This is a genomic window from Tabrizicola fusiformis (genome assembly GCF_013328815.1).
Lineage (GTDB): Bacteria > Pseudomonadota > Alphaproteobacteria > Rhodobacterales > Rhodobacteraceae > Fuscibacter.
Genome location: NZ_JABUHN010000004.1, coordinates 336935 through 363332, shown reverse-complemented (window position 1 = coordinate 363332; position 26398 = coordinate 336935). Strand labels below are relative to the sequence as shown.

Here is a 26398-nt window from a genome sequence, read left to right as displayed (position 1 = left end):
TGACATGACGGAACGCCCCTATTGGATCGCGGCGGGCACGATGGGCTGGGGGGCCATCGTGCTGATCAAGGCCGCCGAGCTTCCCCAGTTCGACCAGCACGCCTATGTCGGCCCGGGCTTTCTGCCCTCGGCTATCGGGGCGGGGCTGGTGCTGCTGGGCCTGATGCTGGCGCTGCAGATCCGCAGGGGCGTTTCGTTCGAGGAACAGGGCGCCGAGGATGTGAACGACGACCACAGCGTTTCATGGAAGGCGCTGGGTCTGGCGGCGGCGGCCTGTGCGCTGCCGATGCTGACGATGAAGCCCTTGGGCTTCGTGATCACCTGCGCGGGCTGTTTCGTGCTGATCGCGGCGGCGTTCAAGTCGCGCCGCTGGGCGCTGGACCTGCTGCTGGGTCTTGGCTTTTCGCTCTTGTGCTGGTGGCTGTTCCGCAAGCTGGGCGTGCAACTGGGCGGCATCCTTCCGTTGATGGGGAAATAGCATGGACTCGATCACCGGACTGATGAACGGGTTCTCCGTGGCCCTGCAGCCGCAAAACCTGATGTGGGCCTTTGTCGGCACCTTCATGGGCACTGCAATTGGCGTGTTGCCCGGGATCGGCCCGGCCCTGACCATTGCCCTTCTCCTGCCCGTGACCGTGTATATCGAGCCGACGGCGGCCTTCATCATGTTCGCGGGCATCTTCTATGGCGCGATGTATGGCGGCTCCACCACGTCGATCCTGCTGAACACCCCCGGCGAAAGCGGTGCGATGATGACCGCGCTTGAGGGCAACAAGATGGCCCGGCAGGGGCGGGGGGCGGCTGCCCTTTGCACCGCGGCGCTGGGGTCATTCGTGGCGGGCACCATCGGCACGCTGGGCATCACCTTTCTCGCGCCACCGATTGCCGAACTGGCCTTCATCTTCCGTCCGCAGGATTACTTTGGCCTGATGCTCTTGGCCTTCCTGTCGGTTTCGGTGGTGATGGGCACGTCCAAGGTGCGCGGCTTCATCTCGTTGTTTCTGGGCCTGTCGCTGGGTCTGGTGGGGATCGACAAGGCTTCGGGCCTGCAACGGCTTACCTTTGGCGTGCCCGATCTGATGGACGGGGTGGAGATGACGGTGGTTCTCGTCTCGCTCTTCGCCATCGGTGAGACGCTGTATGTCGCCAGCCGTTTCGGCCTGCACAAGCCGAACCTCAACCCGCTGGCGGGCGGCATCTGGATGACGAAACAGGACTGGAAACGGTCGTGGAAGCCGTGGCTGCGCGGCACCTTCCTGGGCTTTCCCATCGGTGCGCTGCCGGCGGGCGGGGCCGAGATTCCGACCTTCCTGTCCTATACCATTGAACGCAAGCTGACCAAACACCCCGAGGAATTCGGTCAAGGCGCCATCGAGGGCGTAGCGGGGCCGGAGGCGGCGAATAACGCCGCCGCCGCCGGGGTTCTGGTGCCCTTGCTGACGCTGGGGCTGCCCACTTCGGCCACGGCGGCCATTCTGCTTGCGGCGTTCCAGAACTATGGGCTGCAACCGGGGCCGATGCTGTTCATCAACTCGGGCGATCTGGTCTGGGGGCTGATTGCCTCGCTCTATGTCGGCAACCTGATGCTTTTGATCCTGAACCTGCCGCTGGCGGGGCTTTGGGTGCGGCTGCTCTTCATCCCGCGGCCCTATCTTTACGCCGGTATCCTCATCTTTTCGCTGGTCGGCATCTGGGGGGTGTCGAACTCCTGGGTGGATCTGGCGATGATGTTCGGCGTGGGTCTCTTGGGTTACATGATGCGGGTCTATGACTTTCCCATCGCGCCGGTGCTGATCGGGCTGATCCTGGGCCCGATGGCCGAGGTGCAGATGCGCCGGGCGCTGGCGGTGGGGCAGGGCGATCCGCTGATCTTTGTCTCTACCCCCCTGTCGGCGGTGCTGGTGGCGGTGTCGGTTCTGATCGTGGTGGTTCCGGCCGCGCTGCACTGGCGCCGGACCCGCAAGATCGACCCGACCGGGGAAAGCTCGTCGATCTGAGGCGACCTGCCCGTTTGCAACCCTGACCGGCCGCCCCGCGCGGCCGGGCTGGCCCAGCCTGTCCGCAAGAGGTGCCCGACCATGACCGAGACCCGCCTGTTCCGTGCCGAAGACCTGACAGCCTTTGCCACGGCGATCTTTGCCACCACCGGAATGCGCCCCGAAGATGCGGCCCTGATCGCAGGTGATCTGGTCAAGGCAAACCTGCGCGGCGTGGACAGCCACGGCATCAGCCGCATTCCGATGTATCTGGAGCGGTTGCGGCGCGGTCTGGTCAACCCGCGCCCCGAGGTAAAGGTGACGCGGGTCGCCGGTGCCGTGGCGCAGGTGGATGGTGACAACGGCATGGGCTTCATCGCCTCGGATGTGGCGATGAACACCGCCTGCGACATTGCCGGCGAAATGGGGATCGGCCTTGCCGGGGTGCATCGCTCCACCCATTTCGGCATGGGCGCGGCCTATGCGCTGCGGGCGATCGAGCGGGGCTATATCTCGCTGATCTTCACCAACTCCTCGCCCGCCATCGCCATGTGGGGCGGTCGGACGCCGTTTCTGGGCGCCAGCCCCATCGCGGCGGGCATCCCGGGCGGCAAGCATCCGCCCTTCGTGATGGACATGGCGATGACGGTGATTGCGCGCGGCAAGATCCGGCTGGCGGCGATGAAGGGCGACCCGATCCCCGAGGGGCTGGCGCTGGACATTGACGGCAACCCCACCACCGACGCCGCCCGCGCGTTCGAGGGGGTCTGCCTGCCCTTCGGCGGCATCAAGGGTTCGGTCCTCGGCACGCTGATGGACCTGATGTCAGGCGTGCTGACCGGGGCGAATTTCGGCGGCGATGTGAGAAGCCTCTACTTCGACCATTCCGAACCGCAGAACGTCGGCCATCTGTTCTTTGCGCTGAAGCCGGACCTCTTCCTGTCGCTGACCGATTTCGGCGCCCGGATGGATGAATTCTACACCCGGATCAAGGATTTGCCCCGCGCCGCCGGGGTGGAGGAAATCCTGCTGCCCGGCGAACCCGAGGCCCGGCGCGAGGTGCAAAGGCTGCGCGATGGCATCCCCGTCACCGCCAATGTGATCGCCGATCTGGTGGCCGAAGGGGCGGCGGCGGGCGTGACCTTTCCGCAAGGCATGGCGGGATGAACCGGCTTTCGGCCCATATCGGTTATCTCTTCACCGAAGAACCGCTGGCCGACCGGCTGGCGGCGGCGGCGCAGGCCGGGTTCACCGCCGTTGAACATCCCGAACCCTGGGCGATCCCTGCCACCGAGATGCGGCAGAGGCTCGATGACCTCGGGCTGGTGCTGTCGCAGGTGTCCTCCGGCATGGGGCAGGCGGGGGAGAAGGGGCTTGCGGCGCTGCCGGGGCGTGAGGACGCCTTTCGCGCCGGGTTCCGGCGGGCGGCGGACTATGCGCTGGCCACCGGCTGCCCCTTTGTCCATCCAATGGCGGGGGTGGGCGGCGATACGGCCTGTTATGAGGCGAATATCGGCTGGGCATTGGCGCAGGTCGCGGGCACCGGCCTGCGCCTTTTGATCGAGGCGATTACGATTCCCGGCTATCACATGGCAAGGCTGGAACAGGCGATGGCGCTGCAAGACCGTTTCGGCGGCGCCCCGGCGCTGCTCCTTGACAGCTATCACGCCGCTATTCTGGGCCATGACCCGGTGGCATGGGCCACCGCCCATGCCGCCCGCATCGGCCATGTCCATATCGCCGACCATCCCGGGCGGCACCAGCCGGGCAGCGGCACGCTGGCCCTGCCTGCGCTGCGGAGCGCCCTTCTGGGTGCCGGATATTCCGGTGCCATCGGTTTTGAATACATCCCCACCGGCCCGACCGCAGAAAGCCTTGGCTTTCTGCCCGGCTGGGCCGCCCCCCTTGCCGGAGAATGCCATGCCTGATCCCGCCATCCTGCGCCCCGCCGACCTGCCCTCGAACGACCGGGGCGGCGGCGCGCGCACCACGCCGCTTGTCACCCGCCGCTGCGGCTCGACCAGCCTGATCAACGGCATCACCGCCTTTGATCCGGGGGCCGCCATCGCCCTGCACCTGCACAATTGCGAGGAAAGCGTCATGGTGATCGAAGGGCAGGCCGTGGTCGAGATCGACGGCATCCGCCACCATCTGGACACCCACGACACCACCTGGGTGCCCGCCAATGTGCCGCACCGCTTTCTGAACGAAACCGACCGTCCGATGAAAATCTTCTGGACCTATGCCACGGTGGATGCCACCCGCACCATGATCGCCACCGGCGAGACCCGCAGCATCGACGCTGAGCATGGCCATGCCCGCGCCTGACCCCCGTGCCGCCCTGTCGCATCCCGTCCTGCAACAGGCCCTGACCCTTGCCCTTGCCCTTGCCGGGGTAGGGGGATTTTACCTTGCGGGGTTGCCGCTGCCCTTTCTCTTCGGGCCAATGGCGGCCTGTCTTCTGGCGGCGCTGGCGGGGCTGCCGCTGCGCGGGTTGGGGCAGATTTCGGTGGCCGCCCGTTCGGTTCTGGGCGTGGCGATCGGTGCCACGGTGACGCCCGCGCTGATCGCCACGCTGCCCTCGATGCTGGCCTCGGTGGCCATCGTGCCGCTCTATATCGCGGTGATCGGGCTGGTGGGGGTGCCGTTCTTTCGCCGGGTCTGCGGCTTTGACACGGTGACGGCATTTTACGCCGCGATGCCGGGGGGAGCTGCCGACATGACGCTCTTCGGGCAAGAGGCGGGCGCCAATGTGCGGCAATTGTCGCTGGTGCATGTGACGCGGCTCATGGTGATCATGGTGGTGGCGCCGCTGGTTCTGGTGCAGGTCTATGGCGTCAGCCTGGGCCACCCTGTGGGACAGCCCGCCGCTGACCTGCCGCTTGCGGAAATGGCGGTCATGGCCGCTGCCGCGCTGATCGGCTGGAAAGGTGGCGAGCGGATCGGGCTGTTCGGCGCGGCCATCCTCGGGCCGCTGATCGTGGCGGCGGTGCTGTCGCTGGCGGGCATCCTGCATCTGCGCCCCCCGCGCGAGGCGCTCTTGGCGGCGCAATTCCTGATCGGCATGGGCATCGGGGTCAGTTACGTCGGCGTCACCTTGCGCGAATTGCGCGATACGGTGGCAGGCGGCGCGGCCTTTGTGGTGATCCTGGCCGCGCTGGCCGCGCTGGTGACCGAGGTGGTGACCCTGACCGGCCTTGCCCCGCCGGTCGAGGCGTTTCTGGCCTTCACCCCCGGCGGTCAGGCCGAAATGTCGATGCTGGCGCTGGTGGTCGGGGCGGATCTGGGCTTTGTCATCGTCCACCACCTGACCCGTATCCTGCTGGTGATCCTTGGCGCCCCGATCCTGTTCCGCCTGCTGCGCAATTCCCCCCCGGCGGGGTAAGGGGCTGCGGCACGGAGCGCATCTTCCGGGGGGCAGGTCACCCCGGATGTCTGAGGGGGCCTCATAGCATTGAACCATCTGCCATCGAACGGACCAACCGGCGGTCTGCAACCGCGCTTGCCCCGGTCCGTTTTGCGCAAGCCCGACAGTTGGCGCCATACCCCTTCTTGGTGACATGACCAGAAACGCTGCTGCCGTCAAAGTTGCCGCAGGAGCAACCATTCAGGAATGTCGCGGTGCAAGAGGAAAGCGGGGCATGTCGGTTGATCGGGCTTGGCCGGAGCTATGGCATCCGCATACGCTCTTCCCAATGCTCACCCCGAGCATAGGCGCGGCGAACATCATTGGCTTCAACGTGAGCAATCGCCCGCTCAATCGCATCAGGGTTCCAGAGGCCACTTTCGTTTGCAAGGGTCGAAAAGCTCGCTCGGCAACCGTGCGCCGTCATTTCTTCGGCGTCATAGCCGAGCCTGCGTAAGGCCGTATTCAAGGTGTTTTCGCTCATCATGCGCTTGACCGAGACAAGCGAGGGCAGCAGAAACTCTGTGTGCCCGGTCAGCGCCTTCAGATCCTTCAGAAGCGCCAGTGCCCGCCCTGGAAGCGGTACGCGATGGGGACGACGCATCTTCATTCGTTCAGCCGGTATCGACCAGACAGCAGAGGCCAGGTCGAACTCAGTCCAGCGCGCTTGCCGCAACTCACCCGGGCGCGGGACCAGCAATGCCAGAAGTTCCAGTGCAATCTTGGTGACCGTTTGCCCATTGTAGCCTGCGATGGCGCGCATCAGCTTGCCCAGTTCATCTGGCTCTGTGATGGCAGCGCGTGGCTTGGCCTTTGGACGCACAAGTGCATCGCGAAGGGCATAGGTCGGGTCGTTTGTTGCCAAGCCCGAGGCAACGCCAAAGCGGAAGACTGTGCCGATGGTTGAGCGCAGTCGCCGTGCGGTTTCATGGGTCCCGCGCGATTCCACCTTGCGAAGGCAGCGCAGAACAGCGGGTGCGGCGATGTCTGCAATCGGTCTGTCGCCCAGATCTTCGATTGCCATGGCGAGTAGCCACTCCAGCTTGCGCATGGTCATCTCTGCGCGGCCTTCCTGGCGAATCTTGGTAAGGTATTCTCGGGCCTGAACGGCAAAGGTTAGCCGATCCTGCAGCAGGTTCTGCCGCTTCTGCTTCTGCTTGGCCTCGCTGGGATCAATACCCCTTGCGACCATCGACCGCGCCGCGTCCCGCATTGCCCGCGCTTGGGTGAGGCTCGTTTCAGGGTAAGGTCCGATCGACAGCAGTTTTTCCTTTCCGGCAATCCGATACTTGAACTGCCACAGCCGAGAGCCATTGGGTCGCACAAGCACGAAAAGCCCGTCGAAGTCCGAGACTTTGTACTGCTTCTCGCGCGGCTTCAGTCTCCGTATCGCTGCGTCGCTCAGGGGCATTTGGGGGTATCGCCTTTCCCATGGCCCCGGCGCTACCCCCAACGTTACCCCCAAAGGGCTCGGATCGACGCGGACAAAGCCGGAGCGTCTCGGACAAACAGAACTAAGAAACCCTTGTAAACCAGTGGTTTCTGGATGTCATCGGATAACTACGGAGGGAAAAATGGTGCCCAGAGCCGGAATCGAACCAGCGACACGCGGATTTTCAATCCGCTGCTCTACCAACTGAGCTATCTGGGCACCGTGCCTTCGGGCGTTTGCCCGTTTGGTGGGCGGGTGATACGTCAGGCGCGCGGGGGTGTCCAGAGGGATTTGCCGATTTTCGCGCGCTTTTTCCGGTTACTGCGGGCGCGGTGGCGGGGCAGGGGGATCGGCGGGGTTTTCATCCTCGATCGCCTCGCCGGGGATCACATAAGCCCCGGTCAGCCAGCGGCCAAGGTCGATATCGGCGCAGCGGCGCGAGCAGAACGGGTGCAGCTTCGCGTCGCTCTCCTTGTGGCAGACCGGGCAGCTCATGCAAGAAGCTCGGCCAGCGGCAGGCGGTCGCGGCGGCGGGTGATCTCGTAAAGCCCCAGCGTGGTCCAGCCGGCCAGGTTCACATCGGCGCCTTCGGGCTTGAAGGCGGCGCGCAGCACCTGATCCAGAATCGCACGGTCTTTCTTCGGCACCGGGGCGAAATCGACCACGATCTGCCCGCCAAGGCCGCGCAGCCGCAACTGGCGCGGCAGGTCGCGGGCGGCGGCGATATTGGCCTTGAGTGCTGCGGCTGGTGAGGTGTCAGGCCCGGTGTTCACATCGACGGCGACCAGCGCCCGGGTCGGTTCGATCATCAGATGGCCGCCGCCGGGCAGCGGCACCCGGGCCGCCAGCAGCCCGTCGATCAGCTCTTCCACGCCATGGTCGGCAAAGCCGCCGGCATCGGTCACGAAACTGTCCGGCGCGGGGTCAAGCCAGTCGCGGCAGGCCAGGTCATGGGCGCCCGGCCCGTCAACCAGCAGTTCCGGCCCGCCTTGCAGATCGGTCAGCACCGCTTCGGCCAGCGCCCGCATGGCGGCAATATCCTCGGCGATCACCTCGGGTTCCGCCGTCGCACAGGACGACCGCAGGATCAGCCCCAGCGTGGCATCGGCGCCTGCCATGCCCTCGGCCGCCAGCGCGTCCAGTTCCACGCGCAATTCTTCGTCGCGGATGGCGCGGCTGATGTTCAGACCGGCAGCGCCCGGCGTCACGATGGCATAGCGCGACTTGAAGAGAAGCCGCGTGGTGACCGGCAGCGCCTTGCCCGGTTCCGCCGGGCCGGAGACCTGCACCAGAAGCCGCTGGCCCGGCGCAATGCCCGAGACCTGCCGCAGAAAGCCCGAACCGCCCGGCAGCTTGACGAAGAGCCCGCCCTGACCCTTGACCGGACGATCCGCCACCGCGCGATAGATCGCGCCGGGCAGCGGCGTGTCGTCGCCCGGATCGACCGACAATTCCTGCAAGGCGCCGTCCACGATCAGGGCCGCAGCCCCACGCCCGGCAATCTCGTCAAGAATGACCACACGACCCTTCATGCCCGCCTCCAGACCGGATAGCCCGCTGCCGTCAGCAGCGCCGCGGTTTCTGCCAGCGGCAGCCCGACGATGCCGGTGAAACTGCCGGAAATCCATGGGATAAAGGCCCCGGCGGCGCCCTGAATGGCATAGCCGCCGGCCTTGCCCTGCCATTCACCGCCCTGCAGATAGCCGTTCAACTCGGCATCCGACAGCCGCTTCATCTTCACAGCGCTCACGCTTTCGCGGGTCCAGATCCTGTCACCCCGCCGCACCGCGACGGCCGTGATCACCTCATGCCGCCGCCCGCCCAGGGCGGTCAGAAAGGCCGCAGCCTCACCCGCGTCGCGCGGCTTGCCCAGAATGCGGCGGCCAAGCGCCACGGTGGTATCGGCGCACAGCACGATATCCTCATGCCCCGCCTGCACGGCGGCGGCCTTTTCCCGCGCCAGACGGGCGCAATAGGGCCGGGGAAGTTCCGCCTTGCGCGGGTCTTCGTCGATGTCGGGGGGAAGGATGGCGTCGGGAACGATGCCAAGCTGCGCCAGAAGCTCTTTCCGGCGCGGGCTGCCTGATCCGAGGATGAAGCGCAATTCGGGCTTACTTGAAGCGATAGTTGATGCGGCCCTTCGACAGGTCGTAGGGGGTCATTTCCACCTGCACCTTGTCGCCTGCCAGAACGCGGATGCGGTTCTTGCGCATCTTGCCTGCCATCGTTGCGATCAGTTCATGGCCGTTGTCGAGTTCAACCTTGAATGTCGCATTGGGCAGGAGTTCCTTCACGACACCGGGGAATTCGAGGGTTTCTTCCTTGGCCATGGTCACTCCAAAAGGGGTTGGCCCGCGCAGGGGCGCAGGCTGTGGCGGCGATATGCGCCGGTTTTGGCAAAACTTCAAGCGGAGTCTTGCGGCACCTCCGGCAGGAGCATGTGCAGAACGGCAGGCCAAGGTGCCGCACCTGCGATTTGCACCCTTCCAAATACTCCCGCCGGAGGCAGCGGCAGTGGCCGCGTTACCCGCGTTTCACCCTTTGCGCTGCCCGCGCCGCCTGTTCGGGCCAATGCGTGTGGTTGAAGACATTGCCGCTGCGGCGCACGGCATGGACCGCCTCAAGGCTCACCTCGGCGATGGCCCAGCCCGGCGCGTTCAGCGCGGTTTCGGCCAGAATGCCGGTTTCGGGAAAGCCGCGGTCTGCGGGGCCATATATTGCCGCCCGCCCTACATTCTCGTCCACGGCAAGGCAGAAAACGCAGTCGCCCACCGTGGGGGAATGCACCGTGATGCACTGGCCCTCCAGCGCGCGGGCCATGGCGCCGGTGCGCACCCGGGTATAGCCCGCCAGACTGTCGGTGCAGGACGGAACAAGGATGATCTCGGCCCCCGCCTCGATCAGGGCGCGGCCCAGCAGGGGAAACTCGCTGTCATAGCAGATCAGCACGCCGATGCGGCCGATGGTGGTCTCGAACACCCGCAGCGGCCCGCCCGCCACCACATCCCAGGTTTCCCGCTCAAACCGGGTCATCATCTGCTTGTCCTGATGGCCGATCAGCCCGTCCGGGCCAAAGAGGCTGGCCCGGTTGACCGGGCGGTCGGGGTGGCAGGCGGTATCGAACACCGGGCCCGACGGGCCAAGGATATAGAGCCCGTGTTCCCGCGCCAGCCCGGCGAACAGGGCATCGGTGGCCGGGCGGTGGCGGGCCACCTCATGCAGGCTGGCCTCCAGATCATTGGCAAGCTTGCGTCCGCCAAGGCCGGCCTGTTCCATCAGCCCATATTCGGGAAAGACCAGAAGATCGGCACCCGCCGCCGCGGCCTCGGCGACCCAGAGGCGGGTCTTGGCGGCAAAACCGGCGAAATCGCCATGGAAATCCAGCGGGTATGCGGCAGCAGCAATTTTCATGGCTGTCTTGATAGATAAATCGGCACCCCCGCGCAACCGGGGGGAAACTCAACAGGGCCTTAGCCATCCGCGCGATCCTTGGTTGAATTTGGCCGCAAACCGGCCTATTTTCGCGGTGCGGTGGTGGGGTGCCGCGCTGTGCCGTTCCAACCGCCAGTCGGGATAGTGTTATGTCGATGCATTTTGGCCAGATCGTCCGCGTCTATGATTCCAGACGCTACACGATCTGGGATCTGGACAATGCCGGACCTGCGGTTCCCTGTTATGAAACGCTGCGCGGCAAGGGTATGCCGCCCGAGCCCGGCGATATTGTAGAGTTTCGCACGGAAGAGGGGCAGGGCTGCGCCACCTATGTCCGTCTGGCCGATCCCCGTGATCTGACAGAGGCGCAGATCAAGAACCTGATCATCTCGTCGCTTGGCAATGGCGTCGAGCCTATCGGACACAGCCAGAAGGCACATTCGCGGAAGTGAGCGGTTCTGGTGCCGGTAGATGTTCGCCCGCGGTTCAAAATTGATGAAGCCCTGATCGACCGCGCGCAAGCGGTGCTGCGCCCGGCCGATCTGGTCCTGTTTTTCGCCGAACCGCCCGCCAGCAGCGCCGTCTTCCACGCCCAGCTTGCCTATGGCTTTCCCGAGGCGGTCTGCGCCATCACGCATGTCGGGCTTTATATCGGCGGCGGGCAGATCGTTCACGCACAGCCGGTTGCGCCGCTGCAAAAGCGCGGCGGGATTCGCGCGGAAAGTCTGGCCGAGGTTCTGGATGGCCGCACCGTTGCCTGTCTGCGCTATCAGGGCTTCACCGATATCGTTTCCGTGAGCGGTCCCGACCGCACCCTCAGCTATTCACCCAAGTCAGCGGCGGCAAAGGTCGTCGCCAGCGCCAACGCGGCGGTGGGCGGGCGATATGATTACCGCGCGGTGGTCAATCTGGCCATTGATGCCCTGCGCCACAAGTTCGATTTGCCCAAACGGCGCCCGCGCGCCGTCAAACGCTTCCTCGAAGAGGTCTATCGCGCGAGTGATCCGGGCGGTCTTGCAGCGAATCCGGCCCATGCCTTTATCTGCAGCGATCTGGTTTATGACTGCTATGACAGCGCCCTGCCGGTCCGCAATCCGATGAACCGGCCCGAACTGATGCGGGCGCCGAACCGCTTGCCGGTCGAGTTTTTCCTCAATCCCCATTTTCTGAGCGTCAATCTCGCCGAAGGCGGGCCGGAAACGCTGACCGCCTCCTTCGGGCCGCTGAACTTTGGCAGCGGCGGGGGCGGAAGCGGGCCGGTCGTCCGCCTGTTCTAGGCCGCCCGCCCGGCGCAAGCTGTCAGGATTGCTCCCAGTCCGGGTGGTAGTTGCCCGGCGTGGCCATTTTGACGGCCCCCGCATAAAGCGAGATTGCCGTCCAGGCGATGCAGTCCGCGTTGGTCAGCCGTTCGGTCAGCGGCAACGAGGCATAGACCCCGTCATGGGCATAGGCCGAATGGTTCTTGCCATCGGTTGCGCTGACCAGCTCATGATCGTCGGCCTCAAGATACTTGTGGCAGGCTTCGTGGATGATCACCCGCGCATAGGAATTGGCCGAATAGCCCTTCATCGCGTCAAAGTTGACGTGGATTTCGCCATTGCGATAGCCGCAGCCGCGCTTGAGCGAGGTATAGCCGATCACATAGGCTTCTTCATCGGGGTCGGCCTGCGTCGGATCGACAACGCCACCCGCCGCGGTTGTGCGGTTGGTCGGGTCAATGTCGATCATGTAAAGGCCGGTGTTCAGATGGAAGGACAGATGCAGCATCTGCTTGCGGATCTTCTCGATCACCCAGCGGCGGTCATGCTTGCCCATGTCGGAAAAGGAAAACGGCTTGTCCACCGTGTTGTCGGTCAGTGCCCCGCCGCACAGATCGCCCGCAGGCATCCTGAAATGGGCGGCAAGTGTTTGTGTCAGGATCGCCGGTTCCTTCTGCCGCAGCATGATCACCCCGGCGAGGATGTTGTTGGCCTTGGCCACCGCCGCCTGCGCCCGCCGCGCACCCGCAAGGGCCGCCGTCTTCATCTGCGCGCTGGGGTAATTGTCCGGTGTCCGCTTCTTGTAGGCGATGGTCACGCCCGGCCCCAGTATGGACATGGTGTTGGTGTGGCGCGGGCGGGTATCGACCGGCTCGGCAAGGCCAAGCGCCTTGTTTATTCCGACATGCGCCTCGCGCAGCAGGGTGGTGGGTTTCTTGAAACTCATGGCGGACCTGTGGCTTGCGGGTGAAAGCAGCAACCAAGGCAACCATTCAAGCAATGCCCGGAATGTTAGCGGTCTGCCCTGCTTTCACGCAAACGATTTCTGTCCGCCTAAAGCGCGCGCATCCAGAATTGCAGCGGCTTCATCGTGTCGCTGCTGTCGCCCAGATCGCGCCAGGCGAATTCGGCCATCACCCCGGGCAAAGGCGCATAACCGCGGCCCAGCCAGAAGGCGTCATTGGTCCGATATTCCGCCGGGCGCTGCGGGTGGCTTTCGGGGCGCAGCACCGAACAGAAGGCGACATGGCTGCGGCCCTGCGCCCGGGCATGGGCCTCGCGCAGGTCAAAGAAGCGGTGGCCGATGCCCTGCCCGCGATAGGGCGGCAACAGCACCGATTCCGCGCCATACAGGATCGCGGTCAGCGGGATATCCAGCGCGCGAAACGGCGCCGCAAAAGCCTCGGCATGATCCTCCATCCGGGTGGAGGTCGAGGCCCCGACCAGCCGCCCCTCGTCGAAAGCCCCGACCAGAAGCGCCCCCGGATTGTCGCGGTAGGTCTTGAGATACTCGCGTTCGTAATCCAGCGTGCCGTCGTAAAGATAGGGCCAATCCCGGAACACCGCGATGCGCAACGCGGCAACCTCTTCCAGATGGGCCTCAAGCTCGGCCCCCTGCAGGCTGCGGACCTCGATCACCTGGACACCTGTGCGATCCAGTCGTTCAGGTTGTAATAGGTGGTGACGCGGGTGATCTTGCCGTCTTGCAGCGTAAAGAACCCGCCGGCGGGCAGCACATAACGCTGCCCGCGCGCCTCGGGCAGGCCGGGGTCGGTCTTGAGATACTGGCCATGCACCACGAATTCCGCCGCCCCGCGCGTGCCCGCGTCATTGGCCATCACCGCAATGTCGCGCAGCTCTTCGCGGTAGGTTTCCGACATATGGGCGCAGAATTCGGCGAAAGCCGCCTTGCCCAGCCGCGTCGCGCCCTCATTCACATGATGCGCGAAATCGTCATGCAGCGTGTCGAGCATCGCCGGAATGTCGCCCGCGTTGAAGGCGGCGTAATAGGCGGTCAGGGTGGCGCGGGCTTGCGACTGGCTCATTTCGGCTCCGTGGTTCGGGGTGCCGCCCGGTTGTGCCACGCCCCTCCGGCAAGGTCAAAGCCGGAGGGGACGCATTCAGGCCGGAATGCGACGCCTCAGCCTGCCAGCGCCGCCGCGATGGTCGCGGCGATCGGGGTGGTCGGCCGTCCGATCAGCGCCGAAAGCGTGCGGCTGTCGTCAAAGAGAGCGCCCTTCGATGCCTGCACATCGCTGTCTGCCAGGATATTGGCAAAGCCCTCGGGCAGGCCGAAGCTTTGCAGGATACCGGCATAGGTCGCGGGCGGCAGGTCATTGTAGGGCAGGGGCTTGCCGATCTGGCGGCCCACTTCGGCGGCAAATTCGGTCATGGTCGGGGCGGCATCGCCTACCAGCTCATAGACCTTGCCGGCATGGGTGGCGTCCAGCGCGGTGACGGCAATCGCTTCGGCATAATCGGCGCGGGCCGCCGAGGCGATCCGCCCTTCGCCCGAAGCGCCGATCATCGCACCGGCGGCAATCGCCCCGCCCAGCGACCCGGTGTGGTTCTCGGTATACCAGCCATTGCGCAGCACGGTATGGGCCAGACCCGAGGCGGCAAGATAGGCTTCGGTCGCAATATGGTCCTGCGCCAGGATCATCGGCGAAGCATCGCCCTTGAGCAGTGAGGTATAGACGATCCGCCCGACCCCTGCCGCCTTGGCCGCGTCGATCACCGCCTTGTGCTGTCCGGCGCGGTCATTGAAATCGCTCGAGGAAATCAGAACCAGCGTCTCGACACCCGCCAGCGCGGGAACCAGCGTTTCCGGCTTGGTATAGTCAAAGGCGCGGACCGGAACGCCCAGATCGGCGGCGGCATTGCGGGCAAGGGCGATAACCTCCGCCCCCGGGGCGCGGGTCTTGAGCGCGGCGATGGCAAGGCGGCCAAGCTGGCCGGTGGCCCCGGTGATGGCAATAGTCATGGTAACGTCCTCTCGGTTGCGATGGGCCAGAGATACGCCTTTACTTACGAAAGGGAAGTGCCTACATTTTGGTAAGTATCCCGCATTGCCGCACAGAGGGCCGGACATGAATGCAGAACCGGGCTTTGCGCCCAATGTGCTGGCCGCAGAATGCCCCTCGCGGCAGGTGCTGAAGCACCTGACCAGCCAATGGGGCGTTCTGGTGCTGCTGGCGCTGCAGGAAGGCACCCTGCGCTTTTCGGCGCTGCGGCGGCGGGTGGGCGGTGTGTCCGAGCGGATGCTGGCCCAGACCTTGCAGGTGCTGGAGGGCGACGGGCTGATCCGGCGCACCGCGCATCAGGTGGTGCCGCCGCATGTGGATTATGCGCTGACCCCGCTGGGACAGGAGGCGGCGCTGCGCGTCGCCGCCCTTACCGGCTGGATCGAAGAGAACCTGCCCGCCTTCCTTGGCACCCGGACCTGAACCGCCGCATCCCGGCCCGGCTGCGGATGCCTCCGGCGGGAGTATTTGAAGAAGGGCAAATGCAAAGGGATTTGAAGGATTTGCCCTTCTTGAAATACTCCCCGCGGAGCGTCTGCCCTCTCCGCCGCGCGGCGTTCAGGGCGAAGGGTCGGGGGGGCCAAACCGGGCGATGATCTTGTCGCGGATCTGGTCTCGGGCCTGACGATAGGCCGATAGCTTCGCCTCGCGGGTTTCGCCAAGGGCGGTGGGATCGACGATGGGCCAGTATTCGACATCGAGGTGATAGTGTTTCGTCAGGTCCAGCGCGGTGTGCTGGCTGGCCGAAGACAGCGCGATGATCAGGTCGAATTGCCCCAGATCATCGCCCCATTGCACCATTTCCTCAAAGCTGCGCGAGCGGTGGCGCGACAGTTCCACCCCCAGTTCGGCGCAGACGGCAATGGAAAAGCCGTCCACCTCCATGTCATTCCTGACCCCTGCCGATTGCACATAGATCCGGCGGCCATAGAATTTCTTCATCATGGCTTCGGCCATGGGCGAGCGGACCGCATTGTGGTCGCAGCAAAACAGAACGGCTTGCGGAGCGGCGCCCAAGCTTACCCCCAATGCAGAACGCAGATCAGGGTGAACAGGCGCCGGGCGGTGTCGATATCGACCTCGGCCTTGCCGTCGAGCCGTTCCTGCAGCACGCGGGCCCCCTCGTTGTGGATGCCGCGGCGGGCCATGTCGATTGCCTCGATCTGGCTGGGCGGCAGGCGTTTGACCGCCTCGAAATAGCTTTCGCAGATCTGGAAGTAATCCTTCACCACCTGCCGGAACGGGCCGAGCGAGAGGTGGAATTCGCCCACCGGCGCCTCGGCCTCGGTGGCGAGGGAGAAGACCAGCCGTCCCTCGCGGATGGCAAGGCCAAGCCGGTAGGGGCCGTCGGGGATCGCGCGGTCCTCGCGCCGGGGCAGGGCGAAGGAGTTTTCTTCCAAGAGGTCGAAGATGGCGACCTTGCGTTCCTGCTCGATTTCCGCGGTGGCGCGGGCCAGCCCGCGTTCGTCGATCTCGATATGGCAGATGCGGTTGGTCATTGCTCCCCCCCGTTCAGTTGTTCCAGCCGGGCGCGCACCGAAAGGCCATGCGCCTGCAGGCTTTCCGAAACGGCCAGCCGCTCGGCCGCGGGGCCGATGGCGGCCAGCGCGGCGGGGGTCATCTTGGCAAGGGTGGTTCGTTTGAGGAAGTCCATCACACTCAGCCCCGAGGAAAACCGTGCCGAACGTGCGGTGGGCAGCACATGGTTCGGCCCGCCAACGTAGTCGCCGATCGCCTCGGGAGTCCATGCCCCCAGAAAGATCGCGCCGGCATGGGTGATGCGCGCCGACAACGCCTCGGGATCGGTGACGCAGAGTTCCAGATGTTCGGGCGCCACGCGGTTTGACAGGGTGGCGGCCTCGTCCAGATCGCGGGTCACAATCACTGCGCCGAAATCGCGCCAGCTTGCGCCCGCGATGGCACGGCGTTCCAGCGTTTGCAGCCGCGCCTCGACGGCGGCCACCACGGCGGCGGCATGGGTGGCGTCGGGGGTGATCAGGATGGATTGCGCGCTTTCGTCATGCTCGGCCTGTGACAAGAGGTCCAGCGCCAGCCAGTCAGGGTCGGCGGTGCCATCCGAAATCACCAGAATTTCCGACGGCCCGGCAATCATGTCGATGCCGACCCGGCCAAAGACCCGGCGCTTGGCTGCGGCGACATAGGCATTGCCTGGCCCGGTGATCTTGTCCACCGCTGCGATGGTCGCCGTGCCATAGGCCAGTGCCGCCACCGCCTGCGCGCCGCCGATGCGGTAGACGGTATCCACCCCGGCCAGTTCGGCGGCCAGCAGCACCAAGGGGTTCACCACGCCGCCCGGCGTCGGGCAGGTGACCACCAGCCGCCCGACCCCCGCCACCTTGGCCGGAATGGCGTTCATCAGCACCGACGAGGGGTAAGAGGCCAGCCCCCCCGGCACATAAAGCCCCGCCGCCGACACCGGACCCCAGCGCCAGCCCAGCATGGCGCCCGTCGCCTCGGTCCACATCGCATCCTGCGGCATCTGGCGCAGGTGATAGGCGCGGATCCGCTCGGCCGCGAGTTCCAGCGCGGCGCGGTCTTCGCGGCTGACCTTGGCGATTTCGGCAGCGATTTCGGCGCGCGAGAAGGCCAGCGTTTCCGGCGTGAGGTCAAGCCGGTCAAACCGCGCCGTCAGCTCGGTCACCGCGGCATCGCCGCGGGCGCGGACATCGGCGATGATCGCCGCGACGGCCTGATCGACGTCTTCGGCCTCTTCGCGCTTCTGCCCCAGAAGTGCCAAAAACCGCGCCTCGAAATCGGCATCGTCGGTGGACAGGAAGCTGGGCATCGGGGGCACTCCGTCAGGTCTGCCCTCCCATAGCGGCAAGGGTGCCCATCGGCAAGGACCGGGGCCACGGCACTCCACGATGGGGCAAGCGGTCGCAGTTCAGGTCGGTGGCATGAGGTCGGCCAGCGACGGCTCCGGCTGGGGCATGTGCAAATCGGGGGGCAGGCCGCTGTGCGTCTCGGTGCCGAAATGTGAAAAGCGATAGGGCGACACGCCGTATTTCTTGCGGAAACTCTTGGAGAAATGCGAGGAGGAGGCATAGCCGCAGGCCACCGCCACCTCGGTCACCTTCATGTCGGTTTCGGCCAGCAGGGCCCGGCCCCGCGCCAGCCGCAGGTCATTCATATAGCGCACCGGGGTCGTGTCGAGATAGCGGTGGAACAGCCGCTCGATCTGGCGGCGCGACAGGTCAAGGTGGGCGGCGCAGGCGTCAAGGTCGAACTCTTCCTCGATCCGCGCCTCAAGAAAGGCGGCGGCCTGCAACAGCTTGTCATGCCTTGTGCCCAGACGCGCCGCGAGCGAGGCGGTCTGGCGATCCTCCTCGGTGCGGCGCTGGGTCAAGAGGCACATGTTCATCACCTCCTGGCTCAGCTTGGCGCCGAAACGGTCGTGGATCAGCTTCAGCATCAGATCGGCAGCGGCCACACCCCCGGCGCAGGTCATCACCCGCTCCTCGATGGTGAAGACCTGCCGCAGCGGATGCAGGTCAGGGTAGGTTTCGGAAAAGCCTTCGATATTTTCCCAATGCAGGGTAAAGCGGCGGCCCTTCAGGATGCCCGCCCGCGCCAGCGCATAGGCGCCGGTGCAAAGCCCGCCCACCACACGGCCCCGCCGCCAGAGGCCACGCAGCCAGTCGGCCAAGGCCACGCTGGCCTTGCCTTCGGGTTCGACCCCGGAACAGACCAGCACCATGCCCTGCGGCTGTGTGCCGCCCCATGCGCCATCGGCCATCACCGGCACGCCGTTGGAACAGGCCACCGGCCCGCCATCTTCGGACAGAACCTGCCAGCGGAACAGGATCTGCCCCGTCAGTTGATTTGCGATGCGCAAGGGTTCGATGGCCGAGGAAAAGGCCAGCATGGTGAATTTCGGCAGCAGAACAAAGCTCACCGCCAGCGGTTCGGCCACCGGCGGCAGCGCCACATGGGCGACACCACGAGACACATAGTTGCGGCTCTGGGTCATGCCTGCCTCCCGCTGCCCGGGGGGCGGGCCCCCGGTGTCGCTGTCCCGGGTTTCATCTTGCCACAACCGCGGGCAGGGCGCATCAGGCGCGGATACCGGCAAAGCGCGATTGCCAGTCGGCGCGCTCTTCATCGGTGATCTTGCGGAAGAGGTTTTCCGGCACGGCAAAACCATGGCCCGCCGGCAAGGTGCGCAGCGCCGCCGACGTGTCATGCGGCCAGCTCCAGTCGTCGCAGTTCAGCGCCGCCATCATCGCCGCCGAGGCATCGGGAATGAAGGGGGCCGAGACCACCGCGTAGACCCGGATCAGGTTCAGCGCGAGACGGATCATCGCCTGCGCCTGTTCGGGGTCGGTCTTGACCACGCTCCACGGGGCGGCCGATTGCAGGTATTCGTTGCCGATCACCCAGATGGCGCGCAATTCGGCGGCGGCCTTGCGCACCTCCATCGCGGCCATGAAGCCTTCGTAATCGCGCAGACGGGCGCCCAGATCGGCAATCAGCGCGGTTTCCTGCGCGCCAAAGCTGCCGCCCGCCGGGATGGTGTCGCCGAATTTCGACTTGGCGAATTTGGTGACCCGGCTGACAAGGTTGCCCAGCACATCGGCCAGATCCTTGTTCACCGAGGTCTGGAAATTCTCCCATGTAAACTCGGCATCCGAGGATTCTGGGGCATGGGACAAAAGCCACCAGCGCCAGTAGTCGGCGGGCAGCACCTGCAACGCCTGATCCATGAACACGCCCCGCCCGCGCGAGGTGCTGAACTGGCCGCCGTCATAGTTGAGGTAGTTGAACGATTTCAGGTAATCGACCAGCTTCCACGGCTCACCCGACCCCAGAATGGTGGCGGGGAAAGACAGGGTATGGAAGGGCACGTTGTCCTTGCCCATGAACTGATAATAGGTGACATCCGCAGCACCCTTGTCGGTGCGCCACCAGCGTTGCCAGGCGTCATCCCCAAGGCCATTGGCATCGGCCCATTCGGCGGTGCAGGCGATATATTCGATGGGGGCATCGAACCAGACATAGAAGACCTTGCCCTCCATCCCCGGCCAGGGCGCATCGCCCTTCTTCACCGGAATGCCCCAGTGCAGGTCGCGGGTGATGCCGCGGTCTTGCAAGCCATCGCCGTCGTTCAGCCATTTCTTGGCGATCGAGGTGGTCAGGATTGGCCAGTCGGTCTTGCTGTCGATCCAAGCTTCCAGCTTGTCGCGCAAGGACCGCTGCATCAGGTAAAGGTGCTTGGTCTCGCGCACCTCAAGATTGGTCGAGCCGGAAATGGTGGAATGCGGGTTGATCAGGTCGGTCGGGTCAAGCTGCTTGGTGCAATTGTCGCATTGGTCACCCCGCGCCGAGTCATAGCCACAGTTCGGGCAGGTGCCCTCGATATAACGGTCGGGCAGGAAGCGGCCGTCGTCGATGGAATAGACCTGCTTTTCCGACACTTCGCGGATCAGGCCGTTTTCCGCCAGCTTGCCCGCGAAATGCTGGGTCAGCCGGTGATTGCGCTGCGAGGAGGAGCGCCCGAAATGGTCGAAAGACAGCCGGAAGCCGGCGGCCAGTTCCTTCTGCACCTCATGCATTTCGGCGCAATAGGCTTCCACTGGCTTGCCCGCCTTGGCGGCGGCCAGTTCGGCGGGGGTGCCATGCTCGTCCGTGGCGCAGATGAACATGACTTCATGGCCAAGCGCGCGGTTGTAGCGGGCGAAAAGATCGGCGGGCAGTTGGCTGCCCACCAGATTGCCCAGATGCTTGATGCCATTGATATAGGGAATGGCCGAGGTGATCAGAATCCGTGCCATGACGCGCCCCTGTCGTTAGGTCGGGCGCTGTTTAGCGCCCGGCGCGGCAAAGGGCCAGAGGTTTGCGGCAGAGGGGATGGGCAATATTGCCCATCCTGCGCAGGCCCGCTTCATTTCGCGGTGTAACCGCCATCCACCAGATGATAGCTGCCGGTGATGAAGCTGGCCTGATCCGACAGAAGGAACAGCGTCAGCGCCGCCACCTCTTCGGATGTGCCCATCCGCCCGGCGGGATGCAGCGAGATCAGCCAGTTGCGCGCCGCCTCGTCGAGCCCGGCCAGCAGCGGCGTGTCGATGAAGGCCGGGCCGATGGCATTCACCCGTATCCCTTGGGTGGCATATTCCATCCCGGCGTTCTTGGTCAGGCCCACCACCGCATGTTTGGCCGCGACATAGGCCGGGGCGTTGGCAAAGCCGACCGAGCCCAGAATCGAGGCGATGTTGACAATGGCCCCGCCGCCTGCGGCCAGCATCGCCGGAATGCCGAAGCGCAGCCCATAGAACACCCCGTTCAGATTGACGCCGATCACCTTGTCCCAGCCGTCCAGCGGATAGTCCCCTGTGGGCGCCGAAGGCCCGCCGATCCCGGCATTGTTGACCAGAAGGTGCAGCCCGCCGCCCCAGGCCACCGTCTTTGCCACCAGCCCCTCGACCTCGGCCGCGACCGATACGTCGCCCGCCAGCGCCAGTGCCGCGCCGCCCGCAGCGGTAATCGTTGCCGCCACCGCCTGCGCCTTGTCCAGCGCGATGTCCTGCACCGCCACCCGCGCGCCCGCCTTGGCCAGCGCCAGCGCAATCGCCGCGCCGATGCCGGAACCCGCGCCGGTGACCAGCGCCGTCTTGCCGTGGAACGTGATCTGCATGTCCGTCTCCTTTTCTGTCGCGGGCACAGGGTGCCCGATTCGCCTGCGCCGCACCCTGATCTGGCGCAAACCGCGCCGATCGCGCGCGGGGTTGCCCTTGGCGCAGCACCCTGTAGCCTGCGCGGTGTAAACGGAGGGTGACATGCAGCGTATCGCATTGGGAACGACCGGGCTGACTGTCTCGGAAATCTGTCTGGGCAGCATGACCTGGGGCAGCCAGAACAGCGAGACCGAGGGTCATGCGCAACTGGACATGGCCCGCGACCACGGGGTGAATTTCATCGACACCGCCGAGATGTATCCCGTCAATCCGGTCCGGGCCGAGACGGTGGGCCGCACCGAAGAGATCATCGGAAGCTGGCTTGCGGCGCGCGGCGGGCGCGACGGGCTGGTGATCGCCTCCAAGGTCACCGGACAGGGGCAGGTGGTGCGCGCGGGGGCGCCGATCACCGGCGCCAGCCTGCGCACGGCGCTGGAAGGGTCGCTGCGGCGGTTGCAGACCGATGTGATCGACCTTTACCAACTGCACTGGCCGAACCGGGGCAGCTATCACTTCCGCCAGCATTGGGATTATGCCCCCAAGGCGGGCCGGGCCGAAACCCGCGCCCATATGCTCGATGTGCTGGAAGAGGCGGCCAAGCTGATCGCCGAAGGCAAGATCCGCCACATCGCGCTGTCGAACGAAAGCGCGTGGGGGGCCGCGCAATGGCTGTCGCTGGCCGAGGCCAATGGCCTGCCGCGCATGGCGACGGTGCAGAACGAATATTCGCTGCTCTGCCGGCAGTTCGACACCGACTGGGCCGAGCTTTCGGTGATGGAAGATATGCCGCTTCTGGCCTTCTCGCCGCTGGCGACCGGGCTCCTGACCGGCAAATATGCCGGCGATGTAACGCCCGAAGGCTCGCGCCGCAGCCTGAATCCCACGCTGTCGGACCGCATCACGCCGCAGGTGTTTCCGGCGGTGGCCGGTTATCTGGGGGTGGCGGCGCGCCACGGGCTGGACCCGGCGCAGATGGCCATTGCCTGGTGCCGGACGCGGCCCTTTGCCTGTCTGCCGATCATCGGCGCCACCTCGCTTGCGCAATTGAAAACCAACCTTGGCGCCGCCGGGCTGGTGCTGTCGCCCGAGGTGCTGGACGAGATCGAGGCGGCGCGGCGCCTGCAGCCGATGCCCTATTGACCATGGGGGCCGCCCGACGCATCGACGCCGGGGCGATGGCCGGTTGAGGAGGAAGTGATGCGTCTTGCGGTTCTGGCCTTTTGCTGTCTTGCCCTTGCGGCCTGCGTGCCGGGCGGCGCCGGGCAGGGTGCGGGCAAGACCCCGGCCAAGGGCGCCAGCCCGATCACCGGGGGCGAGGTGACGGTAACCCCGCTGACGCCGCCGCCGGGCGCGGCTGCTGCCACCCCGCCCAGCCCCCCCCCGGCGCCCGATCCCGCAAAGGTGCCGCCGCCCGGGGCCGAAGCGGCGAAAGGCGAGGTTGCGCAGGGGGAAACCCCGAAGGGAACCCCCCCGAAAGGCGATGTCACCGTGGTCACGCCCCCCGCCTCGCCCGAAGAGGCCGCCTGCCGCAAGGAAGGTGGCTCTTGGGCAAAGGTGGGCAAGGGCGGGCGGACCTGCCTGAAATCCACGCGCGACAGCGGCAAAAGCTGTTCCAGCGGCACGCAATGCGAGGGGCTTTGCCTTGCCCGTTCAGGCACTTGCGCGCCTCTGAAGCCGATGTTCGGCTGCAATGAAATCTTTCAGGATGACGGCCAAAGGGTGACCCTGTGCATCGACTGACCCCCTTTGTCGCGCTGTTGTTGACCGCTCAGATGCTGGCCGCCTGTGTTGCGCAGGGGGCGCGGCCGTTGCCGCAGGGCGCCTTCCGGGCCAAGGACGCGCAAATCTATTCCTCGGCGGTGCTGGACCCGGCGCGGCTGGTCGGGCGCTGGAAGCAGGTGGCGGGGTTCGGCCCGCCCGGCGCCTGCAAACCCGGCGGGGTCGAGATTTCCCGCGGGGCGGGCGGGCTGCGCGCGGTCTGGCGGCTGTGCCTTGGCGGGCAGGAGGCGCGGGGCAGCGCGCCGATGCAGCCGGCCGGACCGGGCCGGTTCGACGTGGCGGGGCAGACGTGGTGGGTGCTTTGGGCCGATGGCGACTATCGCACCCTGGCTATCGGCACGCCGGACGGCGGCTTTGGCTTTGTTCTGGACCGTTCCGGCGGAATTTCCGGCGACAGGCTGCGTGCGGCGCGCGAAATTCTGGCGTGGAACGGCTATGATCTGAACCGCTTCGTGAGCTATTGAGACCCCGCGCCCTCAGGTCAGACCGGCGCGCAAGCCGCGTAGAAAGCCCGGCGTGTCGCGGGCGCCCAAGGGCGCCTCGCGCACCAGCCAGTCGAAATGCGCAAGAATCCCCGCCACCTTCTCCGGGTCGCGGAAGGCCAGATAGCTTTGCCCCAGATAGACCACGGCAAGGTGCGGGCCGAACACGGTGACCGGCGCCGACCAGACGCGATGGGCGTCGAACAGGTAAATCCGCAGGCCGGGGTAAAGCTCGTCGCAAAGGGCGATCAGATGGTCAAGCTGCGCCGCCCGGGTCGTTGCAGGCAGCCCCGCCCAATAGCCCGAGCCTTCGGCAAAGGCGGTCAGCTCATGCCGGGGCAGGGCGATTTCATAATCGGAACGGGCATCACGCAGCAGCGCCAGTTGCGCCTGAAACGCCGCGATGGCGGTTTGCGGATCGGGGCCCAGCGGGTCGCGGTATTCCCATTCCACCACGGCGCGGGTTTTCAGCATATCCGGCAGGGTGGCAGGCACATGGCGGATCTTGTAGCCCGCCGCCGCCCGGTGCCAGCCGAAGATCGTCTCGTCAAACAGCGCCCGTGGCGCCGGCGACAGGGTGACGGCGGCGGCGAGCAGGCGCGCCGCTGGTTCGGGTTGCGCCGCCAGCCCCAGCAGCCAGTCGCAGGACACATCCAGCGCCATGGCGCAATCGGCGGCCAGTTGCGCATTGGGCAGTCGCGTGCCCGGCGCCAGTAAGGCCGACAGCGTGGAACGGTCCACCCCCAGCCGCCGCGCGAGGGCGCTTTGCGAGATGCCTTCCGCCGCCATCGCCTCGGCCAGACGGTTGCGGAACAGGGCGGCGCGGTCGCGTTTGTCGATCATTTCCGACATTTGGTGATTTTCCAGAACAAGTGCGACAATTCCTCGCGCATTCTCGGCGTTCTCGCCCGGGCTGGCAAGTGCTAGCCCTTGGCAAAGACCGGAGGCGACCATGGCGGCGCAGCGCGAAATCGAATGGCCCACCCTTGCCATGCTGGCGGCGACCTATGCGCTTTGGGTTACCGGCACGCTGCTTTGGCCGGTTTCGGGCCTCGCGTCGGTGGCGCTGACCGCGCTGGCCACGGCGCAGTTTTCCTCGCTCTGCCATGAGGTTCTGCACGGCCACCCCTTCGCCAGCCGCCGCCTGAACGAGGCGGTGGTCTTTCCGGCGCTGTCGCTGGTGGTGCCCTATGAGCGGTTCCGCGACACCCATCTGCAACACCATTTCGATCCCGCACTGACCGACCCCTATGACGACCCGGAGTCGAATTATCAGGATCCGGCGGTCTGGGCGCGGATGGGGACGCCGCTGCGCGCGCTCTTGCGGCTGAACAACACGCTTCTGGGGCGGATGGTGCTGGGGCCGGCGGTCGGGACGTGGTTCTTCGTCAGGGGCGATATCGCGCTGCACCGGGCGGGGGACAGGCGCATCCTGCGGGCGTGGCTGCTGAACGGGGCCGGAGTGGGGCTGGTGGCCGCGTGGCTGCTGATCTTTACCGAAATGCCGCTCTGGGCCTATGTCATCGCGGCCTATCTGGCCTATAGCCTGCTGAAAATCCGCACGTTTCTGGAGCATCGCGCGCATGAGGCATTCCGCGCCCGCACCGTGATCGTCGAGGATCGCGGGCCGCTGGCGCTGTTGTTTCTGAACAACAACCTGCATGTGGTGCATCACATGCACCCTTCGGTGCCGTGGTATCGGCTGCCCGCGCTTTACCGCGCCCGGCGCGACCATTACCGGCGCCGCAACGAATCCTACGTCTATCGCAGCTATGGCGAGGTTTTCCGCCGCTATTTCCTGACCGCGAAAGACCCGGTGCCGCATCCGGTCTGGCCGGTGCGAAAATCTGACGCCCCCGACGCGGATTAAGCGATGCGGCGAAAGGTCGGGACCGGGCCGGAATTGTCGAAAAACGGCACGCCCGGCTGATCGCCGCCCTTCAGAAGCGCGCTCACCTCGGCCAGAACCACCTCGGTGATAAAGGGCAGGTCCAGCGCCCGCGCCTCGGCAAGTCCGATCCAGTGCAGATGCGACAACTCATCCGAGGCATCGGTGAAGCCCTCGGCATCGCCGGAGGCCCCGGCGGCGGGCACCAGAAAGAAGCGCGCATCGAAACGGCGGCTACGGCCCGGCGGCGTGATCGCGCGGAAGACAAAGCGCCAGTCGGCGCCGGGGGCGGGGGCAAGGCCCGTCTCCTCGGCCAGTTCGCGCAGCGCGGCCGCGGCCAGAACTTGCGGCGCGGGCGCTTCGGGCGGGCAGAAGGCGGCCAGACGCGCCGCACAGCCGGGCGACAGCCCTGGCGCCGGGCCGTTGACATCTTCGGGATCGACGGCACCGCCCGGGAACACATATTTCGACGGCATGAAGGCGGCCCCGGCGCCACGTTGCCCCATCAGCACCTGCGGCCCCGAAGGCCCCGCGCGCCACAGGATCACCGTGGCGGCGGCGCGGATCGGCAGGTCAGTCATTGCGGCGGTTGCCGCCAAAGCCATGCATCCGCTTGGCCCATTGGAAACCGACCATGACCCCCTTCATCCGCGGCAGCAGGAACAGCGACAGCGCCACAACCCCCACCGACATCACCGCCGCCAGAATGGTCGGGTCCGGTTCCCAGCGGGCATAGATGAAGAGCAGCACCGGCGCCAGAAGATGGCCGACGATCAGGATCGTCAGATAGGCCGGGCCATCATCGGCGCGCTGATGAAACAGCTCCTCGCCGCAGACCGGGCAGGTGTCGCGCACCTTCAGATAGCTGCGCAGCAACGGCCCCGCGCCGCAAGCCGGGCAGCATTTCTTCCAGCCGTTCAGGACAGCCCGCCCCAGCGGGCGGTCGGGGGCGGCGTCTTGGTCCATCGGGGACACGAGGGAAGCTTCGGTCATCGGCAGGTCTTTCTTGCAGGATGCCGCACTCTA

32 protein-coding genes and 1 tRNA gene are annotated in these 26398 nt (G+C 65.9%); 13 read left to right on the top strand and 20 right to left on the bottom strand.

The genetic code is table 11. The features are described 5' to 3' along the window. Positions 1-4: 4 nt before the first annotated feature. The 6 genes from HS053_RS08865 to HS053_RS08840 all read left to right on the top strand — a co-directional run bounded on the left by HS053_RS08865 (position 5) and on the right by HS053_RS08840 (position 5361). Positions 5-478: a tripartite tricarboxylate transporter TctB family protein gene (locus tag HS053_RS08865; protein WP_174210857.1), complete on the top strand. Its 474-nt coding sequence runs from the start codon at positions 5-7 to the stop codon at positions 476-478. Between the two features lies 1 nt (position 479). Continuing rightward, positions 480-1997: a tripartite tricarboxylate transporter permease gene (locus HS053_RS08860; RefSeq protein WP_174210856.1), complete on the top strand. Its 1518-nt coding sequence runs from the start codon at positions 480-482 to the stop codon at positions 1995-1997. 81 nt (positions 1998-2078) lie between these two features. Further along, entirely contained in the window at positions 2079-3143 is a 1065-nt protein-coding gene (locus tag HS053_RS08855) for an Ldh family oxidoreductase (RefSeq protein WP_174210855.1), read from the top strand. Next, positions 3140-3904, top strand: coding sequence for a hydroxypyruvate isomerase family protein (locus tag HS053_RS08850; RefSeq protein ID WP_174210854.1), 765 nt, complete (start codon positions 3140-3142; stop codon positions 3902-3904). Before HS053_RS08855 ends, HS053_RS08850 begins: the two co-directional genes overlap by 4 nt. After that, positions 3897-4304: a cupin domain-containing protein gene (locus HS053_RS08845; protein WP_174210853.1), complete on the top strand. Its 408-nt coding sequence runs from the start codon at positions 3897-3899 to the stop codon at positions 4302-4304. Before HS053_RS08850 ends, HS053_RS08845 begins: the two co-directional genes overlap by 8 nt. Further along, a complete protein-coding gene (locus HS053_RS08840) occupies positions 4291-5361 on the top strand; it encodes an AbrB family transcriptional regulator (RefSeq protein WP_174210852.1) in 1071 nt (356 codons plus the stop codon). Before HS053_RS08845 ends, HS053_RS08840 begins: the two co-directional genes overlap by 14 nt. 283 nt (positions 5362-5644) lie before the next feature. Here the strand turns inward: HS053_RS08840 and HS053_RS08835 are convergent, their stop codons facing one another. The 7 genes from HS053_RS08835 to HS053_RS08805 all read right to left on the bottom strand — a co-directional run bounded on the left by HS053_RS08835 (position 5645) and on the right by HS053_RS08805 (position 10225). Then, positions 5645-6793: a tyrosine-type recombinase/integrase gene (locus HS053_RS08835; RefSeq protein WP_174210851.1), complete on the bottom strand. Its 1149-nt coding sequence runs from the start codon at positions 6791-6793 to the stop codon at positions 5645-5647. A 164-nt stretch (positions 6794-6957) separates the two neighbouring features. Next, a tRNA-Phe gene (locus HS053_RS08830) sits at positions 6958-7033 on the bottom strand. A gap of 99 nt (positions 7034-7132) precedes the next feature. Further along, positions 7133-7309 carry a DNA gyrase inhibitor YacG gene (locus HS053_RS08825; RefSeq protein WP_174210850.1) on the bottom strand — a complete coding sequence of 59 codons (177 nt, stop codon included), beginning with the start codon at positions 7307-7309 and terminating at the stop codon, positions 7133-7135. Beyond that, positions 7306-8346 carry a ribonuclease E/G gene (locus tag HS053_RS08820; protein ID WP_174210849.1) on the bottom strand — a complete coding sequence of 347 codons (1041 nt, stop codon included), beginning with the start codon at positions 8344-8346 and terminating at the stop codon, positions 7306-7308. The genes HS053_RS08825 and HS053_RS08820 overlap by 4 nt, the downstream gene beginning before the upstream one ends. After that, positions 8343-8918, bottom strand: a complete 576-nt coding sequence (locus HS053_RS08815) for a Maf family protein (RefSeq protein WP_174210848.1) — start codon at positions 8916-8918, stop codon at positions 8343-8345. The genes HS053_RS08820 and HS053_RS08815 overlap by 4 nt, the downstream gene beginning before the upstream one ends. Before the next feature lie 7 nt (positions 8919-8925). Further along, the gene (gene infA / locus HS053_RS08810; RefSeq protein WP_174210847.1) at positions 8926-9144 is read right to left on the bottom strand and encodes a translation initiation factor IF-1; all 219 of its coding nucleotides are present in this window, start codon (positions 9142-9144) and stop codon (positions 8926-8928) included. Positions 9145-9337: 193 nt separating this feature from the next. Further along, a complete protein-coding gene (locus HS053_RS08805) occupies positions 9338-10225 on the bottom strand; it encodes a carbon-nitrogen hydrolase family protein (protein ID WP_174210846.1) in 888 nt (295 codons plus the stop codon). A 170-nt stretch (positions 10226-10395) separates the two neighbouring features. Here HS053_RS08805 and HS053_RS08800 point away from each other — a divergent pair, with 170 nt between their 5' ends. Beyond that, on the top strand, positions 10396-10698 hold the full coding sequence (locus HS053_RS08800; RefSeq protein WP_174210845.1) for a hypothetical protein: 303 nt from the start codon (positions 10396-10398) through the stop codon (positions 10696-10698). Between the two features lie 9 nt (positions 10699-10707). Beyond that, positions 10708-11523, top strand: a complete 816-nt coding sequence (locus HS053_RS08795; RefSeq protein WP_174210844.1) for an NlpC/P60 family protein — start codon at positions 10708-10710, stop codon at positions 11521-11523. Positions 11524-11545: 22 nt separating this feature from the next. Here the strand turns inward: HS053_RS08795 and HS053_RS08790 are convergent, their stop codons facing one another. From HS053_RS08790 to HS053_RS08775, 4 genes are all read right to left on the bottom strand, one after another. Beyond that, positions 11546-12451, bottom strand: coding sequence for a hypothetical protein (locus HS053_RS08790; protein ID WP_174210843.1), 906 nt, complete (start codon positions 12449-12451; stop codon positions 11546-11548). A gap of 107 nt (positions 12452-12558) precedes the next feature. Continuing rightward, positions 12559-13143 carry a GNAT family N-acetyltransferase gene (locus HS053_RS08785; protein WP_347233313.1) on the bottom strand — a complete coding sequence of 195 codons (585 nt, stop codon included), beginning with the start codon at positions 13141-13143 and terminating at the stop codon, positions 12559-12561. Then, complete coding sequence (locus HS053_RS08780) at positions 13140-13550, bottom strand: ketosteroid isomerase-related protein (protein WP_174210842.1); 411 nt, start codon at positions 13548-13550, stop codon at positions 13140-13142. The genes HS053_RS08785 and HS053_RS08780 overlap by 4 nt, the downstream gene beginning before the upstream one ends. A gap of 95 nt (positions 13551-13645) precedes the next feature. After that, on the bottom strand, positions 13646-14488 hold the full coding sequence (locus tag HS053_RS08775; RefSeq protein ID WP_174210841.1) for an SDR family oxidoreductase: 843 nt from the start codon (positions 14486-14488) through the stop codon (positions 13646-13648). Positions 14489-14594: 106 nt separating this feature from the next. Between HS053_RS08775 and HS053_RS08770 the strand changes: the two genes are divergently transcribed. Then, a complete protein-coding gene (locus HS053_RS08770; RefSeq protein WP_174210840.1) occupies positions 14595-14951 on the top strand; it encodes a winged helix-turn-helix transcriptional regulator in 357 nt (118 codons plus the stop codon). A gap of 135 nt (positions 14952-15086) precedes the next feature. Here the strand turns inward: HS053_RS08770 and HS053_RS08765 are convergent, their stop codons facing one another. The 6 genes from HS053_RS08765 to HS053_RS08740 all read right to left on the bottom strand — a co-directional run bounded on the left by HS053_RS08765 (position 15087) and on the right by HS053_RS08740 (position 21183). Continuing rightward, positions 15087-15485, bottom strand: a complete 399-nt coding sequence (locus tag HS053_RS08765; RefSeq protein ID WP_174210839.1) for an arsenate-mycothiol transferase ArsC — start codon at positions 15483-15485, stop codon at positions 15087-15089. Between the two features lie 62 nt (positions 15486-15547). Beyond that, the gene (locus HS053_RS08760; protein WP_174210838.1) at positions 15548-16027 is read right to left on the bottom strand and encodes a UPF0262 family protein; all 480 of its coding nucleotides are present in this window, start codon (positions 16025-16027) and stop codon (positions 15548-15550) included. Further along, positions 16024-17334: a histidinol dehydrogenase gene (gene hisD / locus HS053_RS08755; protein WP_174210837.1), complete on the bottom strand. Its 1311-nt coding sequence runs from the start codon at positions 17332-17334 to the stop codon at positions 16024-16026. The genes HS053_RS08760 and hisD overlap by 4 nt, the downstream gene beginning before the upstream one ends. 99 nt (positions 17335-17433) lie before the next feature. Then, the gene (locus HS053_RS08750; protein ID WP_174210836.1) at positions 17434-18519 is read right to left on the bottom strand and encodes a GlxA family transcriptional regulator; all 1086 of its coding nucleotides are present in this window, start codon (positions 18517-18519) and stop codon (positions 17434-17436) included. A gap of 82 nt (positions 18520-18601) precedes the next feature. Beyond that, positions 18602-20320: a methionine--tRNA ligase gene (gene metG / locus HS053_RS08745; protein ID WP_174210835.1), complete on the bottom strand. Its 1719-nt coding sequence runs from the start codon at positions 20318-20320 to the stop codon at positions 18602-18604. Positions 20321-20430: 110 nt separating this feature from the next. Then, positions 20431-21183, bottom strand: coding sequence for an SDR family NAD(P)-dependent oxidoreductase (locus tag HS053_RS08740; protein WP_174210834.1), 753 nt, complete (start codon positions 21181-21183; stop codon positions 20431-20433). Positions 21184-21325: 142 nt separating this feature from the next. Here HS053_RS08740 and HS053_RS08735 point away from each other — a divergent pair, with 142 nt between their 5' ends. From HS053_RS08735 to HS053_RS08725, 3 genes are read left to right on the top strand one after another with little or no spacing between them, the layout of a single operon-like run. After that, on the top strand, positions 21326-22363 hold the full coding sequence (locus tag HS053_RS08735) for an aldo/keto reductase (RefSeq protein ID WP_174210833.1): 1038 nt from the start codon (positions 21326-21328) through the stop codon (positions 22361-22363). A 57-nt stretch (positions 22364-22420) separates the two neighbouring features. Then, entirely contained in the window at positions 22421-22963 is a 543-nt protein-coding gene (locus tag HS053_RS08730) for a hypothetical protein (protein ID WP_174210832.1), read from the top strand. Continuing rightward, positions 22951-23466 (top strand): lipocalin family protein, encoded by a 516-nt coding sequence (locus tag HS053_RS08725; RefSeq protein ID WP_347233312.1) that lies wholly within the window; start codon positions 22951-22953, stop codon positions 23464-23466. Before HS053_RS08730 ends, HS053_RS08725 begins: the two co-directional genes overlap by 13 nt. Before the next feature lie 12 nt (positions 23467-23478). Here HS053_RS08725 and HS053_RS08720 read toward each other — a convergent pair whose 3' ends face one another. Continuing rightward, a complete protein-coding gene (locus HS053_RS08720; protein ID WP_347233311.1) occupies positions 23479-24327 on the bottom strand; it encodes a helix-turn-helix transcriptional regulator in 849 nt (282 codons plus the stop codon). A gap of 109 nt (positions 24328-24436) precedes the next feature. On the opposite strand from HS053_RS08720, the gene HS053_RS08715 reads away from it, so the two are divergent. Then, entirely contained in the window at positions 24437-25354 is a 918-nt protein-coding gene (locus HS053_RS08715) for a fatty acid desaturase (RefSeq protein ID WP_174210830.1), read from the top strand. On the opposite strand, the gene HS053_RS08710 is transcribed toward HS053_RS08715, so the two are convergent. Both HS053_RS08710 and HS053_RS08705 read right to left on the bottom strand, forming a co-directional pair. Next, on the bottom strand, positions 25351-25977 hold the full coding sequence (locus HS053_RS08710; protein ID WP_174210829.1) for an NUDIX domain-containing protein: 627 nt from the start codon (positions 25975-25977) through the stop codon (positions 25351-25353). The two genes, HS053_RS08715 and HS053_RS08710, sit on opposite strands and share 4 nt — an antisense overlap. Beyond that, positions 25946-26365, bottom strand: a complete 420-nt coding sequence (locus HS053_RS08705) for a DUF983 domain-containing protein (RefSeq protein WP_174210828.1) — start codon at positions 26363-26365, stop codon at positions 25946-25948. Before HS053_RS08705 ends, HS053_RS08710 begins: the two co-directional genes overlap by 32 nt. Between the last annotated feature and the right edge of the window lie 33 nt (positions 26366-26398).